The 20,444-nt window shown below is 63.7% G+C and carries 19 protein-coding genes; 5 read left to right on the top strand and 14 right to left on the bottom strand.

What is annotated here, in order from left to right:
- Positions 1–222: 222 nt before the first annotated feature.
- Complete coding sequence (locus tag LQ144_RS00595) at positions 223–1,206, top strand: TIR domain-containing protein (RefSeq protein ID WP_230116635.1); 984 nt, start codon at positions 223–225, stop codon at positions 1,204–1,206.
- Positions 1,203–2,087: a TIR domain-containing protein gene (locus LQ144_RS00590; RefSeq protein ID WP_230116634.1), complete on the top strand. Its 885-nt coding sequence runs from the start codon at positions 1,203–1,205 to the stop codon at positions 2,085–2,087. Before LQ144_RS00595 ends, LQ144_RS00590 begins: the two co-directional genes overlap by 4 nt.
- 101 nt (positions 2,088–2,188) lie before the next feature.
- On the opposite strand, the gene LQ144_RS00585 is transcribed toward LQ144_RS00590, so the two are convergent.
- Both LQ144_RS00585 and LQ144_RS00580 read right to left on the bottom strand, forming a co-directional pair.
- Positions 2,189–2,701, bottom strand: coding sequence for a hypothetical protein (locus LQ144_RS00585; RefSeq protein ID WP_230116633.1), 513 nt, complete (start codon positions 2,699–2,701; stop codon positions 2,189–2,191).
- Between the two features lie 69 nt (positions 2,702–2,770).
- Positions 2,771–3,055, bottom strand: a complete 285-nt coding sequence (locus LQ144_RS00580) for a hypothetical protein (protein WP_230116632.1) — start codon at positions 3,053–3,055, stop codon at positions 2,771–2,773.
- A 198-nt stretch (positions 3,056–3,253) separates the two neighbouring features.
- Here LQ144_RS00580 and LQ144_RS00575 point away from each other — a divergent pair, with 198 nt between their 5' ends.
- From LQ144_RS00575 to LQ144_RS23035, 3 genes are read left to right on the top strand one after another with little or no spacing between them, the layout of a single operon-like run.
- Positions 3,254–4,390: a site-specific integrase gene (locus tag LQ144_RS00575; protein ID WP_230116631.1), complete on the top strand. Its 1,137-nt coding sequence runs from the start codon at positions 3,254–3,256 to the stop codon at positions 4,388–4,390.
- Complete coding sequence (locus LQ144_RS00570; protein WP_230116630.1) at positions 4,390–6,327, top strand: tyrosine-type recombinase/integrase; 1,938 nt, start codon at positions 4,390–4,392, stop codon at positions 6,325–6,327. The genes LQ144_RS00575 and LQ144_RS00570 overlap by 1 nt, the downstream gene beginning before the upstream one ends.
- Positions 6,317–6,691: a DUF6262 family protein gene (locus tag LQ144_RS23035; protein WP_354962061.1), complete on the top strand. Its 375-nt coding sequence runs from the start codon at positions 6,317–6,319 to the stop codon at positions 6,689–6,691. The genes LQ144_RS00570 and LQ144_RS23035 overlap by 11 nt, the downstream gene beginning before the upstream one ends.
- Positions 6,692–6,806: 115 nt before the next feature.
- Here the strand turns inward: LQ144_RS23035 and LQ144_RS00565 are convergent, their stop codons facing one another.
- The 12 genes from LQ144_RS00565 to LQ144_RS00510 form a co-directional block, all read right to left on the bottom strand.
- Positions 6,807–7,571 (bottom strand): ABC transporter permease, encoded by a 765-nt coding sequence (locus LQ144_RS00565; RefSeq protein WP_230116629.1) that lies wholly within the window; start codon positions 7,569–7,571, stop codon positions 6,807–6,809.
- Complete coding sequence (locus LQ144_RS00560; protein ID WP_230116628.1) at positions 7,568–8,398, bottom strand: ATP-binding cassette domain-containing protein; 831 nt, start codon at positions 8,396–8,398, stop codon at positions 7,568–7,570. The genes LQ144_RS00565 and LQ144_RS00560 overlap by 4 nt, the downstream gene beginning before the upstream one ends.
- Entirely contained in the window at positions 8,395–8,790 is a 396-nt protein-coding gene (locus LQ144_RS00555; RefSeq protein WP_230116627.1) for a DUF1048 domain-containing protein, read from the bottom strand. The genes LQ144_RS00560 and LQ144_RS00555 overlap by 4 nt, the downstream gene beginning before the upstream one ends.
- A 2-nt stretch (positions 8,791–8,792) precedes the next feature.
- Positions 8,793–9,143: a PadR family transcriptional regulator gene (locus tag LQ144_RS00550; RefSeq protein ID WP_230116626.1), complete on the bottom strand. Its 351-nt coding sequence runs from the start codon at positions 9,141–9,143 to the stop codon at positions 8,793–8,795.
- Between the two features lie 281 nt (positions 9,144–9,424).
- Positions 9,425–9,790 (bottom strand): hypothetical protein, encoded by a 366-nt coding sequence (locus LQ144_RS00545; protein ID WP_230116625.1) that lies wholly within the window; start codon positions 9,788–9,790, stop codon positions 9,425–9,427.
- Positions 9,791–10,058: 268 nt separating this feature from the next.
- A complete protein-coding gene (locus tag LQ144_RS00540) occupies positions 10,059–12,038 on the bottom strand; it encodes an amino acid transporter (RefSeq protein WP_230116624.1) in 1,980 nt (659 codons plus the stop codon).
- Between the two features lie 209 nt (positions 12,039–12,247).
- On the bottom strand, positions 12,248–12,922 hold the full coding sequence (locus tag LQ144_RS00535; RefSeq protein WP_230116623.1) for a response regulator: 675 nt from the start codon (positions 12,920–12,922) through the stop codon (positions 12,248–12,250).
- On the bottom strand, positions 12,919–15,570 hold the full coding sequence (locus tag LQ144_RS00530; RefSeq protein WP_230116622.1) for a DUF4118 domain-containing protein: 2,652 nt from the start codon (positions 15,568–15,570) through the stop codon (positions 12,919–12,921). The genes LQ144_RS00535 and LQ144_RS00530 overlap by 4 nt, the downstream gene beginning before the upstream one ends.
- Positions 15,571–15,613: 43 nt before the next feature.
- On the bottom strand, positions 15,614–16,213 hold the full coding sequence (locus LQ144_RS00525; protein ID WP_230116621.1) for a potassium-transporting ATPase subunit C: 600 nt from the start codon (positions 16,211–16,213) through the stop codon (positions 15,614–15,616).
- Positions 16,214–16,225: 12 nt separating this feature from the next.
- Positions 16,226–18,364, bottom strand: coding sequence for a potassium-transporting ATPase subunit KdpB (gene kdpB / locus LQ144_RS00520; RefSeq protein ID WP_230116620.1), 2,139 nt, complete (start codon positions 18,362–18,364; stop codon positions 16,226–16,228).
- Positions 18,361–20,028 carry a potassium-transporting ATPase subunit KdpA gene (gene kdpA, locus LQ144_RS00515; RefSeq protein ID WP_230116619.1) on the bottom strand — a complete coding sequence of 556 codons (1,668 nt, stop codon included), beginning with the start codon at positions 20,026–20,028 and terminating at the stop codon, positions 18,361–18,363. The genes kdpB and kdpA overlap by 4 nt, the downstream gene beginning before the upstream one ends.
- Positions 20,029–20,035: 7 nt before the next feature.
- Entirely contained in the window at positions 20,036–20,134 is a 99-nt protein-coding gene (locus LQ144_RS00510; RefSeq protein WP_230116618.1) for a potassium-transporting ATPase subunit F, read from the bottom strand.
- Between the last annotated feature and the right edge of the window lie 310 nt (positions 20,135–20,444).

Here is a 20,444-nt window from a genome sequence, read left to right as displayed (position 1 = left end):
TGGTCATCGGCTTTGTGGTAAAGCACGCGGGCCTCAACGCGGAGAAGCTGACGCCGATGGAAACAGCTGATCTCAAATAGCGGGTTGCGGAACTTTATCCGAACCAGACCTGGCGGCCTGATCACATAATCTGGCGGCACGTTTCTGGTCGGGACACGTGTAGGGGGACGAGCTGAACTAGGTCCGGCGTTGGTAGCCTTACCCGAAAGAGTCACAACGAGCATGGGGTATGTCTTGAAGGTTTTTATTAGCTGGTCGAAAGAGCGAAGTCTCATTGTCGCCAAGGCGCTCGACGAGTGGCTTCCTCAAGTTATCAACCAGGTTCAGCCCTGGATGAGCGCGAAGAGTATCGAGTCAGGAAAGCTTTCAATCTCACAAATCAGCGACGCGCTCGAATCAACCAACTTCGGGATCATCTGTGTCACGCCAGAAAACCAGCATGAAACGTGGCTCAACTTTGAGGCTGGTGCGCTATCCAAGGCCGTCAAAGGTGCCAACGCCAGTGCGATTCCGCTTCTTGTCGGTTTCGATGGCATTGCCTCGCTAAAGCCGCCGCTTTCGAACTACCAGGCACATCTCGCGACCGAGCAGGACATCAAGGTCATTGTGCATTCGATAAACAGCGCTCTGGCAGCACCGCGAGACACTGCGCAGTTGGATGCAGCCTTTGATAAGTGGTGGCCGGACTTGGAAGTTGCAATCAAGGAGGCCGAAGAGTGGGAAGCTGCGCCGGCTGACAGGCCGACTCAGGCGTCACGAGAACGCATGCAGGAGCAAAAACTTGATGAGGTTCTGCAATCAGTCAAAACTCTTATGCTTCAGTTCGGCGAGTTCGCGGAAAGAACTATGGACGTGGAAGCTGTGCTTATGCGGACTGGTTTGCTGCACCGTCCCGACGACCCCCACTACTTGAACTACAGGGCGGCCACAGCTCGGGACTCAGTATACGTACCAGCGTCGCCCCTTCCAGAGACCATCAGCAACACAATCAGTCGACACCTCAATCAAAATCTTCAGCTACGAGGTTCATCCGTATCCGTGGCAAAGAGCGGTCTGATTACTGTGACGACGCCAATTCCCTTGGATGAAGCTGACCGTTCCTCGATCTCCGTCAAGGTCTTCGGAAGCCGAAAAGCTGACGAACGGATTGTCTTCAACGTCGACCCGGCAGTCGCCGGCGTCTCCGAAGGGGCAGTGACAAGTTGAAGGTTTTCATTAGCTGGTCCGGCGAGAAATCCAAAGACTTCGCGATCCAGCTGCGGAGCTGGCTCCCGCACGTACTGCAGGATCTTCAGCCGTGGGTTAGTGACATGGATATCGATTCGGGCACGCTCTCCATGGCTGAAATCCACCATCAGCTCTCCGACACAAAATACGGCATCATTGTCACGACTGCAGAGAACCAAGACCGATCGTGGATCAACTACGAGGCCGGAGCACTTTGGAAGTCGGTCGAGGGAGACAGCAACGTTGTCCCCATCCTCATCGACCTCGAGTTAGCGGATCTTACAAGCCCACTTAAGAATTTCCAGCTTCGGCAGCTCAAGAAACCCCAGGGGCGGAAGTCTGAATTCAAGAAGCTTGTTGATTCTCTCAATAAAGCTCGCTCCTTTCCTGTTGCTCAAAACGTTCTTGACGAGGCCTTCGAGAACCATTGGGGCAAGATGGAAGACATATTCACACGCGTTGAAAAGAACGATTATGCTTACAAGCCCGAGATGTCAACGACGCAACTGCGGCTGGAGGATATTCACCAGCTGGTCCTGAAACTGGACCAAAGCTCGCGGGCGACTCTTGATGGCGTTGAAAAACTCCTAGATCAGGATAATCACGAAGGCGAGACGCTCAAGACAGGGGGAAGTCGTGCAGCCCGCTTTGAGAAGATCATTAACGACAGTCTCATAGCCCGTGGCAGTTGGGACCGCGCTCACGTCAGGAGGGTCGATAAAGAGCACTACGAGGTCTATTCAGCGCTGCGGATTCCTGATGAGGTCAAGGCGGCTTTAGAAGAGATCAACGCGCAGGTGCCTTACTGGATCAACTTTTCTTATATGTTGACCTATTCAGAAGACGGCCCAGGCGCCTAGTCGGACTGGCGCTATGTCAGGCTGGTGATAGTCAATCGATCGGCTTCTAATACACCTATTCGCTATTGCCAGACTATAGCGTAGATATTAGAGCTAAATGTCTACTTATGCAGGGCTTTATTCTTGTTCGGCTTTTCATCCATCACGCCTATCTCTTTACGAAGTGCTTCGATAAGATTCACTGCCGCTTTGCGGTGATTAGACATGGCAGCGTAGGGTCTCATTTTTCCCATAGTGGCAGATAGAACATTCGCATATACCGCTCCACCGGCATTGATGACCACTTCCGGTGCAATAGCACGGAGTGCCAAGTAGTGACCGTTTGCTGTCCGGGCCTTGGAAATCATCTCCCGCCGTTGATCGGGGGTCTCCTTGGCGGACGATGTTCGTCGTGAGTTCATTGTTTCAAGGGCTTCCTCAGACACGGCAATAAGCTGGGAGGCTTCTTCGCGCATGATGTCATGCCACCGTTGCTCGTCTTCTCTCTTCGTTTTGCGCTTGTCGCCTAGCCAGTTGAAGAGATTAGCGACGAGCACACCGAGCAGAGTGAACGCGCCAGCCAGGACAGGAGCTACCCAGGCTGGTGTAGAGCTGGAAGAGTTCAGGACGATCACGAGTTGGCTGTGCAAGTTTCCCCCATAGTGCAGATAGGCCGGATCAAGTTTACGGGCCAGCTGGTCATCCTAGAGTCCGCTGGCACCCTTCCACTCATCCGCGGCAACTCGCTTTATGTTTGAAGAGTGCGCCCAACCCATGTGGTACTTGCCGGAAGCGTCCAGCCATTCAATCAGGCCGTAGGTGTGCGTCCAGGCAACCGCCTTGCCGTAGATCCCGCTCACGTAGACCAGGGGCCGGCCATACTTGGGGAACTCTCGGATCGGAGCGGGGTCATCAATAGGACGGCTCTTGTCCGCGTCCAATCGGGCCACCATCCGCTCGATTTCCTCTGGGCCGCCTCCCTTGATCACGGACTTAACTATAGAACATATGTTTCCTTCAGCCCTTGGCTGGATGTCTTTGACGTAGCCTACGGGCGGCCTGCGACAGTCACGCCCGGCTTATCGGAAGCGTTATCTGGAGTGTTGTCCACGAGTTCACGGTTCAGTCGATTGGACCTGTTAGACCGGATGCCGCCATAGGAACCTGTTTCCAAGGAGGGAGCCGCCATGCCCTGGTCCGTTCAACGAGTGATTCAGCCCGATGGAGAGGAGTCCTGGACCGTCACCGACCCCTCGTATGACGTCGTCGCTCCAGTTGACCGTTTCCTTGCGCATCTGGGCGCCGTGGACCGGTCGCCCGGGACGGTAAGGTCTTATGCCTTCGATCTGCGGGACTTCTTCACCTTTCTCGAGCAGTCCCAGGTTCGGTGGCGGGACGTGCAGTTGGAGGACCTTGGCCGCTTCGCCAACTGGCTGAGCCTCGCTCCCGCCGAGCGGTCGGGACAACTGCGGCACCTGACGAACCGGGCGGAGCATTGTTCGGCGACGACGATCAACCGCAAGTTATCCGCCGTCGGGTCGTTCTACCAGTTTCATCAGCAACATGGGGCGGCCTTCGAGTTCATGCCGCTGACAGGCCGGCGTGGCCGCAGTGGAGCATGGAAGCCGCTGCTTGCCCATCTTGGCGGTTCGGCCCGGCCGGGGAAGGAACTAAAGCGGAGAACGCCGGCCCGGACACCGCGGACGCTCAACCCGGGTCAGGTATCGGCGGTCCTTGATGCGTGCGATCACCTGCGGGACCGGTTGCTCTTCGGCTTGCTGGCTGGATCCGGGATGAGGATCGGTGAAGCACTTGGGCTTCGGCATGAGGACATTGACTCCGCTGCGTGCATCGTCAGGGTGCGGTCCCGGCGGAACGCCAACAACGCCAGGGCCAAGACCGGCGACCGTGACATTCCCGTCCAGGCCGGTCTGGTGCGGATATTTGCCGATTACCTGTTCGACGAGTACGGAACGCTGGATTGCGACTATGTCTTTGTGAATCTTTGGTCGGAGCCCGTGGGCCGTCCGATGACTTATCAGGCGGTCCTTGATCTGGTCTCCCGGCTGAGGGCCCGCACGGGGTTTCACTTCACGCCGCACCAGTTCCGCCACACGTATGCCACCGACCTGCTCCGCCGGAACGTCCCGTCTGAGGTGGTCCAGAAACTGCTGGGCCACTCATCGGTCGCGACCACGATCGACACCTATTCCCACCTCGACATCCGGCACGTGCGGAAGGCGCTGGCATCGGCGGGCTGGCTGCCTGACAATCCGGAGGCCGACGGTGATACTTTCGGTCCGAACAAAAAGGGGGACGGCTGATGACCCGGCGTGAATTCAGCGGTGGTTCCACCGGCCCGGGCGACGCCCTACCGCGGATGCGCCTGGCCCTTTCACCCCGGTTTGATGCCACTGTGATTGTGCTCGATGACGCTGAGCTGGCGGGAAACCTGTTCCCGCTCTGCAGCATTGGCGGGTGCGCCCGGTTCCTCAGTACCAAGCAGCTCTGCCAGACGCACCTCTACCGATGGAACAAACTCGGCCAGCCCGGTCTAGATAAATTCCGTGCCTTATCGGGGCCACCAACCAGGCCTGAAAGGTTGGATCTGGGCGGCTTGCCGGACAGGCTACGCATTGAGCTGGCCTTGGCCATCCAGCTCCTGGCTTCCAGCCCCAGGGATCGGCAACGGTTCCGCTTACAGGACCTCCGCAGCCTGCTCGGCAGGCTGAGACAAACGGAGGCCGGATCGTTACTGACCGATTCCGGCGCGGAAAGCACCCAACTTCAAGATGCTCCGTCGGCGGTACGCCGGACACACGCAGCACTGTCCTCGGCTCTGGAACATTTTCTGGAACCGCCCAATGCGTCCTCGGAGTTCGAGCGCGATGTTTGGCGGCTTGAGGTCATGGGATTCAGGGGCAGGACAGGCCAGCAGGGCAGGTTGCGGTTCAGCACCATGCCGCAGCCGTGGCTGAGGCTGCTCGCGAAGCGGTTCATGCGCTGGCGGATCTCCACCGGCACGAGCTATTCCCAGCTCAACCGCGACATGACAGCCCTGCAGCGCCTGGCTGACGCCTTCACCGAACACGCCGGGTCCAACGGCGCGGTGCAGGACTTCACCCGCGAATGCATCGAGGTCTACCTCAACCTGTTGCTTCGGCTCCGCCTCGGTCCCGCCAGCCGCAGCTACTCCCTGAGCTCGACCGCCCTGTTCCTCCGCGCTGTACGCGAAAACAACTGGGAACCGGCGCTGCCGCCATCTGCCGGGATCCGAATGGGCGACCATCCCCGCCGCCCGGCAGCACTGCCCCGGGCACTTCCTGAGTTCGTCATGGCCCAAATCGAAGACACCAAAGCGCTCGAGCAACTGGAGCAGCCGCACCGGCTCATGATGCAGATACTCATCCGCACCGGGCTTCGCCTGGCCGATACGTACCGGCTGGAAATCGACTGTCTCCTCAACGACAACCAGAACGCCCCCTACTTGCGCTACTTCAACCACAAGATGTCCCGCGAGGCGACCTTACCGATCGACGACGAACTCGCGGCCGCGATCAACCAGCAAAAGCTTGCCGTCCGAGCCGTCATGCCGGAGGCCCGCTACCTTGCCCCGGCTCCGAACTCCCGAAGCGGCGACCGGCCATGGAACCCCGGAACCGCCGCCGGCCTCATCCAGGCCTGGCAGACGACGATCGGGCTGCATGATGAACAGGGCCGCACGTTCCGCTTCACAGCCCATCAGCTCCGCCACACTTACGCGACACGGCTCATCAACGCTGACGTCCCGCAGGAAGTGGTCCGCCGGTTGCTGGACCATGAATCCCACGAGATGACCGCCCGCTACGCCCGGCTGAAGGACGAAACCGTGCGGCGGCACTGGGAACAAGCCCGGAAGATCAACATCCACGGCCAAATCCTCAGCCCCGGGCACGATGACGCGATCAACGACGCGGCCTGGATGAAAGAAAATCTGGGCCGGGTCACCATGGCCCTGCCCAACGGGTACTGCGGACTGCCACTGCAACAGGCCTGCCCGCACGCCAACGCATGCCTGACCTGCCCGGTATTCATCACCACCCCCGACTTCCTGACCGAGCACCTCGACCATCTGCGCTCCACCAAAAGACTCATCGCCCACGCTGAAACGGCAGGGCAAACGCGAGTCGTCGAAATGAACCGACACGTCGCGGCCAACCTGGAAAGCATCATCGGCACCATCCAAAGCACCCGGGACGGGGGCAGCAACGATGCGAACTGACAACACCCATCACCTCCTGGCCGCCGCACGCCACCGATCAGACAAAGCGCGTCAACGGGCAGAGGAGGCGCTCAAGCAACTTGACCAAACGACACAACCCGCAAGCGTCAGCGAGCTGGCCAGAACAGCGGGCGTGTCACGGTCTTGGCTTTACACCCAGCCGGACCTGTTGGAGCGGCTCCAGCAGCGGAAACGACCGGGTAGAACGTCGCCTACGGGGTCGTCTGTTCGAGCGTCCGAGACATCGATGCAACGGCGGCTTCAGCTTGCCCACCAACGCATCCAGCAGCTCACGGACGAGAACCGCCGCCTACAAGATCGGCTGGCACGAGCGCATGGGGCGCTGCGCGACGCCCGACCCTGACCTCATGCGTTTGCGGCTTCCCTGACGTGAGCAGCGACTCCGCCCGCTTCCCGTGAGGGGGAGGCGGGCGGAATCGTTCGGCGCGGAGTGCCCCTGCCGCGAGCAGCGTTCGGCCTCAGCTGATTTTGCGGCGGTAGATGGCGGTCGCGAAGGCGTAGGCGACGACGAGAGTGCCGACAAGCCAGGCGAGGGCGATCCAGATGTCACTGCCGACGGGTTCCTGGGCGAACAGGGCCCGGATGGTGTTCACGATGGATGTCACGGGCTGGTTCTCGGCGAACCATGCGACCGGGCCGGGCATCGAGTCGGTGGGCGCGAACGCCGAGCTGATGAACGGCAGGAAGATCAGCGGGTAGCTGAACGCACTCGCGCCGTCGACAGTCTTCGCCGAGAGCCCGGCGATCACGGCGAGCCAGGTCAGCGCGAGGGTGAACAGGATCAGGATGCCGGCGACGGCGAGCCAGACGCCAATGGATGCCCCGGTGCGGAACCCCATGATCAGCGCGACGCCGATGACGATCGCGACCGAGACCAGATTCGCGACCAGGGAGGTGAGCACATGCGCCCAGAGCACGCTCGACCTCGCGATCGGCATGGACTGGAAGCGGTCGAAGATGCCGCCCTGCAAGTCGAGGAACAACCGGTAGGCGGTGTACGCAATGCCGGACGCAATCGTGATGAGCAGGATGCCGGGGAGCATGTAGTTGATGTAGGACTGGTCGGATCCGGTGTTGATCGCGCCACCGAAGACGTATACGAACAGCAGCATCAGTGCGATCGGGGTGACCGCTGTGGTGATGATCGTGTCGGGGCTTCGGAGGATGTGGCGCAGCGAGCGGCTGGTGAGGACGCCGGTGTCGCTGAGGACGTGGGTGGTCATCGGAGGTCCTTTCCTGCCGGGACCGTGCCGTCGGTGGGGTCGTCAGCGGTGTCGGTTTCGCCGGTGTCACCGACGAGGGCGAGGAAGACGTCCTCGAGGGAGGGCTGCTTCTCGACGTACTCGACCTTGGCGGGCGGGAGGAGTCGCTTGAGTTCGGTGAGGGTGCCGTTCTGGATGATCGTGCCCTTGTGCAGGATGGCGATCCGGTCTGCCAGCTGCTCGGCCTCATCGAGGTACTGGGTGGTCAGCAGCACGGTCGTGCCGCCCTTGGCGAGTTCCTTGACGGTTTGCCACACCTCGACGCGCCCCTGGGGGTCGAGCCCCGTCGTCGGCTCGTCGAGGAAGATGATCGGTGGGTTGCCGATCAGGCTCATCGCGATGTCGAGCCGGCGTCGCATGCCGCCCGAGTATGTCGATGCCTTGCGGCTGCCTGCTTCGGTGAGCGAGAAGCGGGCGAGCAGGTCGTCCGCTATCGCATCCGGGTTCTTCAGGTGACGCAGCTTGGCGATCAGCACGAGGTTCTCCCGGCCGGTGAGCACTTCATCTACCGCGGCGAACTGGCCGGTCAGGCTGATCGATTCGCGCACGTCGCCGGGCTTCGCGGCGACGTCGAAGCCGTGCACCGTGGCGGTGCCCGCGTCGGCCTTCAGCAGCGTCGACAGGATCCGCACCAGTGTAGTCTTGCCCGCACCGTTCGAGCCGAGCAGCGCGAAGATGCTCCCCGCCATCACGTCTAAGTTGACGCCCCGCAGCACGTGTAGGTCCTTGAACGACTTCTCGATGCCCTGCACCCGGATCGCGGGTTCGAGGGCCTGGTTGGCGGTCATATCTGGTTCTCCGTTCCTTGGCGCGGTCCCGCCTGGTCGGAGGCGGCCTGATCGATGGCGTCGGTCAGGCGCTTGCGCTCCTTGTCGATCCACTGCTTGCCGGAGTAGGCCTGGGCGAACGTCTCGGCGAACTCGACCGGGTCGTCGCCGACGATCGCGCGCACCGGCGTGCCGTCGGCGGCGGCACGCTCCCAGAGGTCGGCGAAGTCGCCGAACATCGTGATGAGGGTGTCACCGTCGGTGACCACCCCGTAGTACATGAAGTATCGCTGGAACGCCTTCGCGGCGCTGTTGTACGGTTCGGAGAGGGCCTCGATCCGGGCCACGTACTGCTTGTAGTGCTTCTTCTGCTCGAGCGACCCGGTGAGGGCCTCAATCCACTTTGCCGCCATGATTACTCTCCTTCTTCCTGCGGGTGTTCGATGTGGTGGTGGAGCTGTTCGATCCGTTCTGCGAGGAAGGTCCAGGTCCGCCAGAACTCTTCGAGGTACTCGCCGCCCAATGTGTTCAGCGAGTAGACCTTGCGCGGCGGCCCCTTCTCGGACGGGACCTTCGCCACGTCCACGAGGCCGCGCTGTTCGATCCTGATCAGGAGCGCATAGACGGTGCCCTCGACGATGTCGGAGAAGCCCTGGTCACGCAGCCGGGCCGTGATCTCATATCCGTACGCCGGCCGCACGGCCAGGATCGCGAGAACGACGCCCTCAAGCGTGCCCTTGAGCATCTCGGTCATCTGCTTGCCCATGGAACCCTCCCTCAGCTACTCAGTGTTACTGACTACCACTAGATAGTAACACTGTGTAGCGACCGCGCAAGGGGCTGACGCAGCAAATCGGATTGCGGGTTTCCGACGCCGTAAGAAACGAGTGCCGTGCGCGTGAGGCGCACGGCACATGAGGTCGGACGACCTACCTCCGCCAGGTTTCGCGTCAGGCGCGGGCTCAGGCCGCCCGTCATGTCGGGTTGAACCGGAGCGTCCTGCTGGGGCCCGTCGCCTCAGTGCCCTCACGGGAACGGACCTACGTGTCAGCTCGGGGGGATACTGGCGGCAACCTCTGCGGCTTCCTCATAGCTGAACGGTGTGTTCTGGCGGAAGGCAGCATCAGCTTCGACACGGAGCACGTCGGGAGCCAGCACCCGCACGTGAACGAGCTCGTCGTAGGCTGCGCTGCAGGCCAGGACATCTCCACGAACTTTGGATCCGTGGGAACCCGGGCCAGGAGCTATCTGGAAAATAATCCACCAAGTGTTTCCGGCCTCGTCCCTGAAGAGATAGCCCGCCCGGGGCCGGTATGCGGCGCCCTCCACTCCGCGGCCATCGTAACCCTCCACGGCGTCAGGCGGCGCAGCGAACCTCACTCCACCCTCTGCATCCCCTTGATGCCAGTCCATCGGCAAGCTCCGCCTCTACTTGGTTGAACGGATGAGGGAAACGACAAGCCAGATCACCAATCCGGTTGTTCCCACGAAAAACAGGGCAGCGCCCACATCCCCCCAGTTCACGGCAGACGTCCGATGACCCATGGAGAGCCCTGTCCCTTGGGTTTGCTGGTGCTGGCCCCAGACGTCGGCCAATGGACTCCGGCTTTAGTGGGTTCACGGCCGGCCGGCGACTCCGAAGCCGCCCCGGACCATGGTGATGGCATGTGCTGGTCTGTAGTCAGCCGACGTGGACCCAGGGGCGTTTGGTCACGTCAGGTTCGGCTTCGCGCAGCACTTCCCGGGTGACGGGGGCGATCTCCCCCTCACCCAGGAACAGGAATCGCAGAAGGTTGATGACGGGATTGCCTTCGGTCCAGCGGAAGTAGATGTGTGGCATCAGCCCGGTCACGTCCCGGATGTGCAGGAGTACGGAGGCAATGGTGTTCGGCACCACCGGTCCGTGGACCTCCAGGATCCGGTAGCCGTGGCGGACCACGCCCCGGACTTCGAGTGCCGTTTCGAAGTCGGAGGAATCGTCCACAATCACTTCCAGGAACAGTGCCTGCTGCTGGTCCACGGGCAGGTGACTGACCTCGACCGCCGAGCTCAGCTTCTCCCGGTAGGCCTCCGCACTCAGGCGGAGCGGTTCGTGGGAAATGATGGCCAGTGGCCCGTCCAGCACCTCGGACATAAACTCCAGGGCTTCCCGGTCCAGATGGACGTGGGTAGCGTGCAGTTCGAAGGACCGCCGAACCCGGGACAGCAAGGAGATCACGATGATGCTGAGGATAAACACGGCGGCGATACGGATACCTTCTGGCCGTTCAAAGATGTTGGCGATGGTTGTGTAGATGAACACCACGGAGATAATCCCGAAGCCTACTGTGCGCTTGGGCTGTTTCCGGCGCCGGGCCGACAAGGTCACCGCGACCGACGCTGAGGTCATCAGTACCAGCACACCGGTTGCATAGGCGCCGCCCTGGGCGTCGACGTCGGCATCGAAGAGGAAGGTGATGAGGAACCCGACCAGGGTGAATACCAGGACGAGCGGGCGGACGGCTTTGGCCCAGCCTGGGGCCATGCCGTAGCGGGGGAGGTACCGCGGGACAAGATTGAGCAGCCCGGCCATGGCGGAGGCGCCGGCGAACCAGAGGATGGCGATGGTGCTGATGTCATAGACCGTCCCGAACCCGACGCCAAGGTACTCGTGCGCCAGGAACGCCAGGGCACGGCCGTTGGCCTGCCCGCCGGGTTCGAACTCCTGGGCGGGGATCAGGACGACGGTGATGAAGCTGGTCGTGATCAGAAACGCGCTCATGATGACCGCTGCGCTGGTCAGCAGCCGCCGGGCGCCTTTGATCCGGCCTGCAGGGCTTTCCTCGGTATCCTCCGGGCGGCCTTGGATCTGGGGCATGACGGCAACACCGGTCTCGAAACCTGACAGGCCAAGGGCGAGCTTCGGAAAGACCAGCAGTGCGATGCCGACCACCATGAACCAGTCACCGTGCGAGGTAGACAGTGCCCGCCACCATTCGCCGACGGACAAGGGATGGGTGAAAACCTCGAAGAGCGTCACGGCCACGACCACGACGTTCAGGCCCAGATAGAGCACCACCAGGGTGACGGCGACGCCGATGGCTTCCTTGAAGCCGCGCAGGAACACCGCGGCCAGCAGAGCCAGCAGAAAGAGGGTGACCAGGACGTTTTGCCCCTGCAGCCAGCCCGGAACAATGGGGTTCTGGATGAGGTGTGCGGTGGCGTCTGCTGCGGAGAGGGTCATGGTGATCATGAAGTCCGTCGCGGCGAACCCCAGCAGGATCAGGACGACAAGTTTTCCGCCCCACCGCGGCATCAGGCGTTCGAGCATCGCGATGGATCCCTCGCCGCGGGGGCTTTCGCCCGCGACCCTGCGGTAGACGGGAAGGGCGCCGAGCAAGGTGACGGCGACGAGCACGAGGGTGGCCAGCGGGGAAATTACCCCGGCGGCCAGGGCGGCGATGGCGGGCTGGTAGCCGAGGGTGGAGAAGTAGTCCACGCCGGTAAGGCACATGACCTGCCACCACGAATGTTTTTTCAGGTGGGCGTCGCTCACGGCGCCGGGGCCCTGATGGGTTCCCTTGCTGTCCTGGAGACCGAACAGGAGCCAGCCCCTCAACGAGGCCATTCCTGTCGGCCGCCGGGCCGAGGGGTCCGCGGGGGGCCTGCTCAACGTGGTCATTTGTGCCTTTCCGCGCGGCGCACCGCGCCGCGATCACTGCCGACCGTAACACCGCCCGAGCGACGGGACGCCGCTCTTTACGCTTTCTTGATGCCCGCCTAACGCATTCTTAACGCCCCCCTGAGCCCCGGCATGTTCGGCTCCGGAGCGGCCCGAGACCAGGCAGGTTGACGGACGCCGGCGCGGCGTCCGTCAAAGGACGCTTGTGGTCAGGGGATGAACCGGTAGCCGACGCCGGCTTCGGTCAGCAGATGCCGGGGGGTGGCCGGTTCCAGTTCGAGTTTGCGCCGCAGCTGGGCCATGTAAACGCGCAGATACTGCGTTTCCCTGACGTAGGTGGGGCCCCAGATCTGTGTCAGGAGCTGTTGCTGGGTGACCAGCTTTTCGGGGTTGCGAATGAGTATTTCCAGAATGCTCCATTCGATGGGTGTCAAACGGATCTCCTGGTCGTCCCGGCTGACGCGGCGGCGGGCAAGGTCCACGGTAAATGCCGCGGTGGTGACGGGTGGCATGTCCTGGGTTTCGGCCGTGCGGCGGGACACGGCCCGCAGCCGGGCCAGCAGTTCCTCCAGGCCGAAGGGTTTGGTGATGTAGTCATCGGCCCCGGCGTCCAGGGCGCCGACCTTGTCGTCCGAGCCGTGGCGTGCTGAGAGGACGATGACGGGCGTCGGGGTCCAGCTGCGAAGTCTCCGGATGACCTCTACCCCGTCGATGTCAGGGAGTCCCAGGTCCAGGATGATGACATCCACCGGGTGGCGGGCGGCTTCGTGCAGGGCCGAGGCACCGTCGTCGGCGGTGTAGACGGTGTAGCCGCGGGCGCGCAGGTTGATTTCCAGGGTGCGCAGGATCTGCGCCTCGTCATCGACGATCAGCACCGAGATCATGGGGTGTTTTTCACCTCTCCGGGCAGATGAAGCTCCGGTGTATTCCAAGGTTTGAGCCCTGATTGTGGCCGGGCTGCTGCCGCGTCCGGTGTGCCCTCCCAGGGTGCGCCGGTGGACAGGGGCAGGCGGATGACCATGGTGAGACCACCGCCGGGAGTCTGCTCTGCGGTGAGGGTGCCTCCCATGGCTTCAAGGAATCCCTTGGCCACGGCCAGACCGAGGCCGACTCCGGTGGTGGAGGGGATGTCGTCAAGCCTCTGGAAGGGTCTGAACATCGCCACGACGCTTTCGGCGGGGATGCCTTGCCCGTGGTCGATGATTCGCAGCTCACCGGTTGGCCGGCCGTCGATCGTGGCGCTGCCCAGCCCCCCGGCGGTCCCGACGATAACGATGTCCGAGTCGGGTGCGTATTTATGCGCGTTTTCGACGATGTTGGCGATGACCCTCTCGAGCATCCCGGCGTCGGCGTCGACTTCGGGCAGGTTTGGTGCCAGGTCCACCCGCACCGTTCCCTCCGGGACGCCCCGCAGGGCGGCGGGGAGGACCTCGTACCAGCGCAGTGGCCGGAGCAGCGGATTGGCTGCGTCGCTGGTGATCCTCGACATATCCAGCAGGTTCCCGACGAGCTGGTCCAGCCTGTCGGTGTAGTCCTCGATGGTGGCCAGCATTTCTTCCTCCTCCGCAGGGGTGAAACGGACACCGGTCTGGCGCAGGCTGCTGACGGCAAGCTTGATCCCGGTCAGGGGTGTGCGCAGATCGTGGGAGACGGCACGGAGGATTGCGGTGCGCATGGTGTTGCCCTCCGCCAGGCGGAGGTTCTCGCGCCTGCTGACGCTCAGTTGCTGACGTTCCCGAAGCGCAGTCACGTGGGCGGCGAATGCGCCCAGGAGGCGCCTGTCGCTGGCTGGCAGGGTCCGGCCCGCGAGGACAAGCGCGGTGGCGGCGTCGATGGGCTCGACATTTTCAGCTTCGGTCGGTGACTCGGGGGGATTGTCGCCGGCAACGGCAACACGCTGCCACGCGGCGTCGCTCCCGGCGGGGGCGCCCTGGTTGCCCCCGGAAGCCGCAGTGAAGAGGGCTGCACTGCGGACCTGGAAGACGTCCACGGCCTGTTCCAGCAGTGCGGTCAGTGAATCGGCGGAACGTACCGCGCCGCGTGCCAGTTCAGTGAGGGTGATGGCTTCGACTCGGGCGCGGGCTGCTTCCTTGGAGCGGCGGGCTGAATAGTCCACGACAAGGGCCACGGCGGCGGATACTGCGACGAATATCAGGAGGGCGAGAACGTTCTGGGGGTCGCTGATGGTCAGTGTGCCCACGGGAGGGGTGGAGAAGTAGTTCACCAGCAGGCTGCTCCACAGGGCGGCCAGGACGGCCGGCCACAGCCCACCCACCAGGGCCACGGCGACTGAACCGGTCAGCTGGAGCAGCGCGGCGGTGGCCACATTGTGCTCCGGGGCCAGCCCGAGCACCAGCTGCAGCAGGACCGGCAGAAACACGGCCAGGGCGAATCCGGCTCCGACCCGCGCCCGGCCCAGCGCCCCGCGGGGCCGGGCCCCTGTCCCCTGGGCTCCGAGCGGGTGGGAGACCATAAGCACGTCAATGTCCCCGGATCCCCGGACGACCCGTGCTCCAATGCCGGCACCGGCGAAAAACCGTGACATGGCCTTATGCCGGGACACGCCGATGACGATCTGGGTGGCGTTGACGCTGCGGGCGAAGTCCAGCAGCGCCTGCGCCGGGTCGTCGCCGGCAACCGTGTGGAAGCTGCCCCCGAGGTCCGCCACGAGCTGGCGCTGCGCCTCAATCGACTGCGGCGATTCACTCGTGACGCCGTCGGAGTCCCGGACATGGACGGCGAGCAGGTCCCCGCCGCTGACCCGGATCAGGGCACGGGCGGCGCGGCGGATCAGCACCTCACCCTCCGGGCCGCCGGTCAGTCCCACGACGATCCGCTGCCGGGCCGGCCAGGTCGCGTCGATGTTGTTCTCGGCGCGGTAGCGGGAGAGCCCTTCGTCCACCCGGTCCGCGAGCCACAGCAGGGCCAGTTCACGCAGCGCAGCCAGGTTGCCCAGCCTGAAGTAGTTCGAAAGCGCGGCATCGATCTTGTCCGCGGCGTAGATCAGGCCCTCGCTTAGGCGCTGGCGCAGGAGTTCAGGAGAAATGTCCACCAGATCAATCTGGTCCGCCCGCCGGACGATCTCGTCCGGGACCGTCTCGGCCTGTTTGACCCCGGCGATCGCGCTGACCACGTCCCCGAGGGAGGCCAGATGCTGGACGTTCACGGTGGAGTGGACGTTGATCCCGGCGCCCAGGAGTTCTTCAATGTCCTGCCAGCGTTTATCGTGGCGGCTGCCGGGGATGTTGGAGTGCGCGTACTCGTCCACGATCGCGGTGGCTGGTCGGCGGGCCAGTACCGCGTCGATGTCCATCTCTTCGAACGCGGATCCCCTGTAGGTCAGAACCTTGGGCGGGACGACTTCCAGGCCCGCCAGCAGCGCCCTGGTGGCGGCGCGGCCGTGGTCCATCGCCAGCGCAACGACGACGTCGTGGCCCTTAGCCTGCAGGCCGTGGGCCTCTTCGAGCATGGCGAAGGTCTTGCCGACCCCGGGGGCTGCCCCGAGGAAGATCCGCAGCGTTCCACGTGCCATGCCGTCATTCTTTCACTGGTGGCTTGTTGGTTTGTGCTGGCCGTTAACGGGCGGCGAGGTCGAGATTCAGGGTCGTGACGTTCACCGAAGGCTGGCCCAGGAAGGCTTCGAGTCCAGAGGTGGTGTTCCGTTGGATCAGGGCCAGGAGGTCGCCATCGCTTAGCCTGTGTGCCGCTGCGACCCGGGGAACCTGCAGGCGTGCGTAGGCCACCGAGATGGAGGGGTCCAGCCCGGAGCCGCTGGCGGTGACCGCGTCGGCGGGCACCCGTGCCGGGTCGGTGCCCTCAGCAGCGGCAACAGTCTTCCTGGCGGCTTCGATATTCTTCGTCAGGTTCGGGTCGTTGGGTCCGAGGTTGCTGGCCGAGGATGAGGCCGGATCCCATTTCACCGCGGACGGGCGGGCGTGGAACCATTTCGGGTCCTGGGCGCCCTGATCGTCCGCGGACGTCTGGGCGATCAGGGCGGACGCGGCCGGGTGCCCGGCGGGATCCTTCAAGATCGAGCCGTTGGCCTGGGCCGGGGCGAGGACCTGGCCCAGGCCGAAGACCGAGATCGGGTAGAGCAGGCCCAGGACAAGGGTTGCCAGGGCCAGGAACCGGACGGCGGTTCCTGCCTGCCTGAGGTAGCCGAGAAAGGTGTTCACGGTGCGTTGCTCCTAGCCGATGCCGGGGATGAGAGAGATGAACAGGTCGATGATCTTGATGCCGATGAACGGTGCGATCAGGCCGCCGAGCCCGTAGATCAGCAGGTTCCGGGCCAGGGCCTGCTGCGCCGAGACGGCGCGGTACCTGACCCCTTTCAGGGCCAGCGGGACCAGGGCGATGATGATCAGGGCGTTGAAGATCACCGCCGAGAGGATGGCCGAGGCGGGCGTGGACAGGCCCATGATGTTCAGCAGGCCCAGCCCCGGGAACGTGGCAGTGAACAGGGCGGGGACGATGGCGAAATACTTCGCGACGTCGTTCGCGACGGAAAAGGTAGTCAGTGACCCGCGCGTGATGAGCAACTGCTTTCCGATACCAACAATGTTGATGAGCTTGGTCGGGTCTGAATCCAGATCCACCATGTTGGCCGCCTCCTTGGCGGCCGGGGTTCCCGAGTTCATGGCCACCCCGACGTCGGCTGCTGCCAGCGCGGGGGCATCGTTGGTGCCGTCTCCGGTCATCGCCACCAGGCGTCCTGCGTCCTGCTCTTTCTTGATGACGGCGAGTTTGTCTTCCGGTGTGGCCTCGGCAAGGTAGTCATCCACGCCGGCCTCGGCGGCGATGGCGGATGCGGTCACCGGGTTGTCGCCGGTGATCATGACGGTCCTGATGCCCATCCGGCGCAGCTCGGTGAAACGGTCCCGCATGCCGGGCTTGACCACATCGGCCAGATGAATGACCCCCAGCACCCGGGCCCGGGCGCCGTCGTGCACGGCGGGATCAATGCGGGCGACCAGGAGCGGGGTACCGCCCTGGGCCGAGATGGCCTGGACGTAGCCGTCGATCTCCGGCGGAACGGACCCGCCGAATTCCTTGACGAAGGCCGTCACGGCCGAACCTGCCCCCTTGCGGATCATCTGTCCGTCCAGGTCCAAGCCGCTCATCCGTGTGGTGGCGCTGAACTCTGCGACGTCGAAGCCGTCCGTGGTTCGCTGCAGCTCTTCCAGCGACGGTGAGGTGATTCCCTGCTCGGCGGCCAGATCGATGATGGAGCGGCCCTCCGGCGTGGCGTCGGCCAGGCTCGAGAGCCGGGCAATCCTGATCAGCGTCTCCTTGCCGGTGCCCTCGGCGGCGAGGAAGTTCACGGCCCGGCGGTTGCCGTAGGTGATGGTCCCGGTCTTGTCCAGCAGGAGGGTGGTGATGTCGCCGGCGGTTTCGACGGCACGCCCGGAGGTGGCCAGGACGTTGTGCTGGACCAGCCGGTCCATTCCGGCGATGCCGATGGCCGGCACGAGGGCGCCGATGGTCGTCGGGATCAGGCAGACCAGCAGCGCGACCAGGACGATGGGCGACGGTGTCGCTCCGGCCAGCGCCGCGAAGGGGGCCAGGGCCATGGTGACCAGGACAAAGACGATGGTCAGGGAGACCAGCAGCACGTTCAACGCGATTTCGTTGGGGGTTCTCTGCCGCACGGCGCCCTCGACCAGCCTGATCATCCGGTCGATGAAGGTCTGGCCGGGTTCGGCCGTGATGCGGATCACGATCCGGTCGGACAGGACCCTGGTGCCGCCGGTGACTGAGGAGCGGTCGCCGCCGGATTCCCTGATCACCGGGGCGGATTCGCCGGTGATGGTGGATTCGTCCACGCTGGCCAGGCCCTCGATGATTTCGCCGTCGGAGGGGATGGTGTCCCCTGCCTCGCAGACCACCAGGTCGCCCTTCGTCAGATCGGTTCCGGCGACGTCCACGGTGGAACCGTCATCGAGGCGCCGGTGGGCGATCACGCCCTGCCGGCTGGCGCGCAGGCTGTCGGCCTGTGCCTTGCCGCGGCCCTCAGCGATGGCCTCCGAGAGCGTTCCGAACAGCACGGTCAGCCACAGCCAGGCGGTCACGGCGATGCCGAAGAACGTCGGCCGGACGATGCATATCGCAGTGCACAGCACCGCCCCGGCCAGGACCGTGAACATAACCGGTGAGTGGACCATCTGGCGCGGCGCGAGTTTGCGGACCGCCAATGGGAGGGCCTCCAGGACGGAGGCTAGGGTCAGCCGGGCCGGCTTCTTGGTGTGGTGCTTGTGCTCGCCCGGAGTACCGAGGGGATTGCCGTCGGCGAGGGTGGGTACGAGGAGATCTGCCCGTTGCGGGGTCATCGGATAAGTCCTTCTGCCAGGGGCCCCAAGGCCAGGGCCGGGAAGTAGCTCAAGGCGGTCAGGATCACCGTCACTGCCAGGAGCAGGGACCCGAACAGCCACCCGTGGGTCGGCACGGTCCCGGAGGATTGCGGGATGCGGCGCTGCTGGGCGAGGGATCCGGCCAGCGCCAGGACCAGGACGATGGGCAGGAACCGGCCCAGCAGCATCGCCACGCCCAGCAGGGCCGACAGGTAGGGACCTGAGGTGGTGATACCGCCGAACGCCGAGCCGTTGTTGTTTGCCCCGGAGGTGAAGGCGTAGAGGATCTCGCTGAACTTGTGCGGCCCCGAGGACGGAGCGTTGGCCACCTGCTCAGGAACGAGGACAGTGAGGCCCGTCAGGGCAAGAACCAGGGCCGGGGTGACCAGGATATACATCGCTGCCAGCTTCATCTCCCGGGGGCCGATCCTCTTGCCCAAGAACTCCGGAGTCCTCCCCACCATCAGGCCGGCGATGAACACGGCGATGATGGCCAGGATCAGCATGCCGTACAGGCCCGAGCCGGTACCCCCCGGGGCGACCTCACCGAGCATCATGTTCAGCATCGCCGTCCCGCCGGCCAGCGGCGGCAGGGAGTCATGCGCGACATTCACCGCTCCGGTGGAAGTAAGGGTGGTCGCGGCCGCGTAAATGGCGCTCGGCGCGCCGCCAAAGCGTTGCTCGAAACCCTCCCCCAGCCCGCCGGCCGCAGCCGTAGCACTTCCCTGCGCTGCCGCCACACCCCATCCCATCAGGACCGTGGAGGCCAGCCAGAGTGTCCCCATGACGGCAGCGATCGTGTAACCCTGGCGCTGGTCCCCGACCATCCGCCCATACGTGTAGGGCAGCGCGGAGGGAATAAGCAGCAACAGGAAGACCTGGAAGAGACTGATAAAGACGCTCGGGTTCTCAAACGGATGGGCGGAGTTCGCGTTGAAGTAGCCGCCGCCATTGGTCCCCAAGATCTTGATCGCCTCCTGTGAAGCAACCGGGCCACCCGGGATGCTCTGCTGGACTCCGGTGGCCTGGTTGACCACATCCGTGGCCCAGAAATTCTGCACCACTCCCCCGAGCACCATGGTGACGGCCGCCAGGACGGCCAACGGCAGCAGAAGACGGAACGAGGTCCGCGCCAAATCGACCCAGAAATTTCCCAACCGGTCCGTCCTGGTCCGGGTGATGCCCCGGATCAGCGCAAGCACCACCACGACGCCGACCGCGGCCGAGAGAAAGTTCTGCACCGCCAGCAGGCACATCTGCACGACAATCCCGACCGTCGCCTCCGGAACGTAGGTCTGCCAGTTCGTGTTGGTGACAAAGGAAATGGCCGTGTTCATCGCAACCCACGGGTCGACCCCGGCAAGGCCGTTGTTGCCGGGCAGCACACCCTGGAGCCGCTGCAGCCCGAACACCACGAGAATCGACACGGCCGAAAACACCAGGACGCTGCGTAGGTATATCGACCATTTCTGGTCGGCGTCGGCATCAACGCCGGCGAGCCGGTAGAACAACCGTTCAGGGCGGGCGTTTGTCGTGCCGGTGAAAACGCCGGTCATATAGACCCCGAGCGGTTTGTGCAGCAGGGCCAGGGCCAGGATCAGGACACCGACCTGAACAAGGAACGAAACGGTATTGAATGTCATGTCCGGCTCACCACTTCTCGGGATGCAGCAGGGCTGCGACCAGGTACCCGAGCAAAGCCAGGCCAGACCCGAGCAGAACAAACCACATCACGGCGTCGAAAGTCACCGGCCGGTCCCCGTCCCGTCGCCCAGGGCGCCGACCAATTTGGACACCAACTCGCTAATCCACACCACGAAACCCATACACGCCACGAGAATCGCAACGACAGCCACATCAGCCATCACAAAGTCCTTTCGACAAAGCCATCCACAGCGGATATGGCCAGTCAACCCCCCAAATCCACCCCGAACGGCCGTCTTGACGCTATCTTTACGCCGCAGACCAAAATATTGATGGCCTCTTTACGGCACCCGCTCAATGAGGTCACATCCGGCCCACCCGAGCACCGCCCTGCGCGTCACGTTCAGTCCCAGTG

It is taken from the genome of Arthrobacter sp. Bi83 (assembly GCF_918698095.1).
In the GTDB taxonomy this organism is placed as follows: domain Bacteria; phylum Actinomycetota; class Actinomycetes; order Actinomycetales; family Micrococcaceae; genus Arthrobacter.
This window is presented reverse-complemented; position numbering and strand designations above follow the sequence as displayed.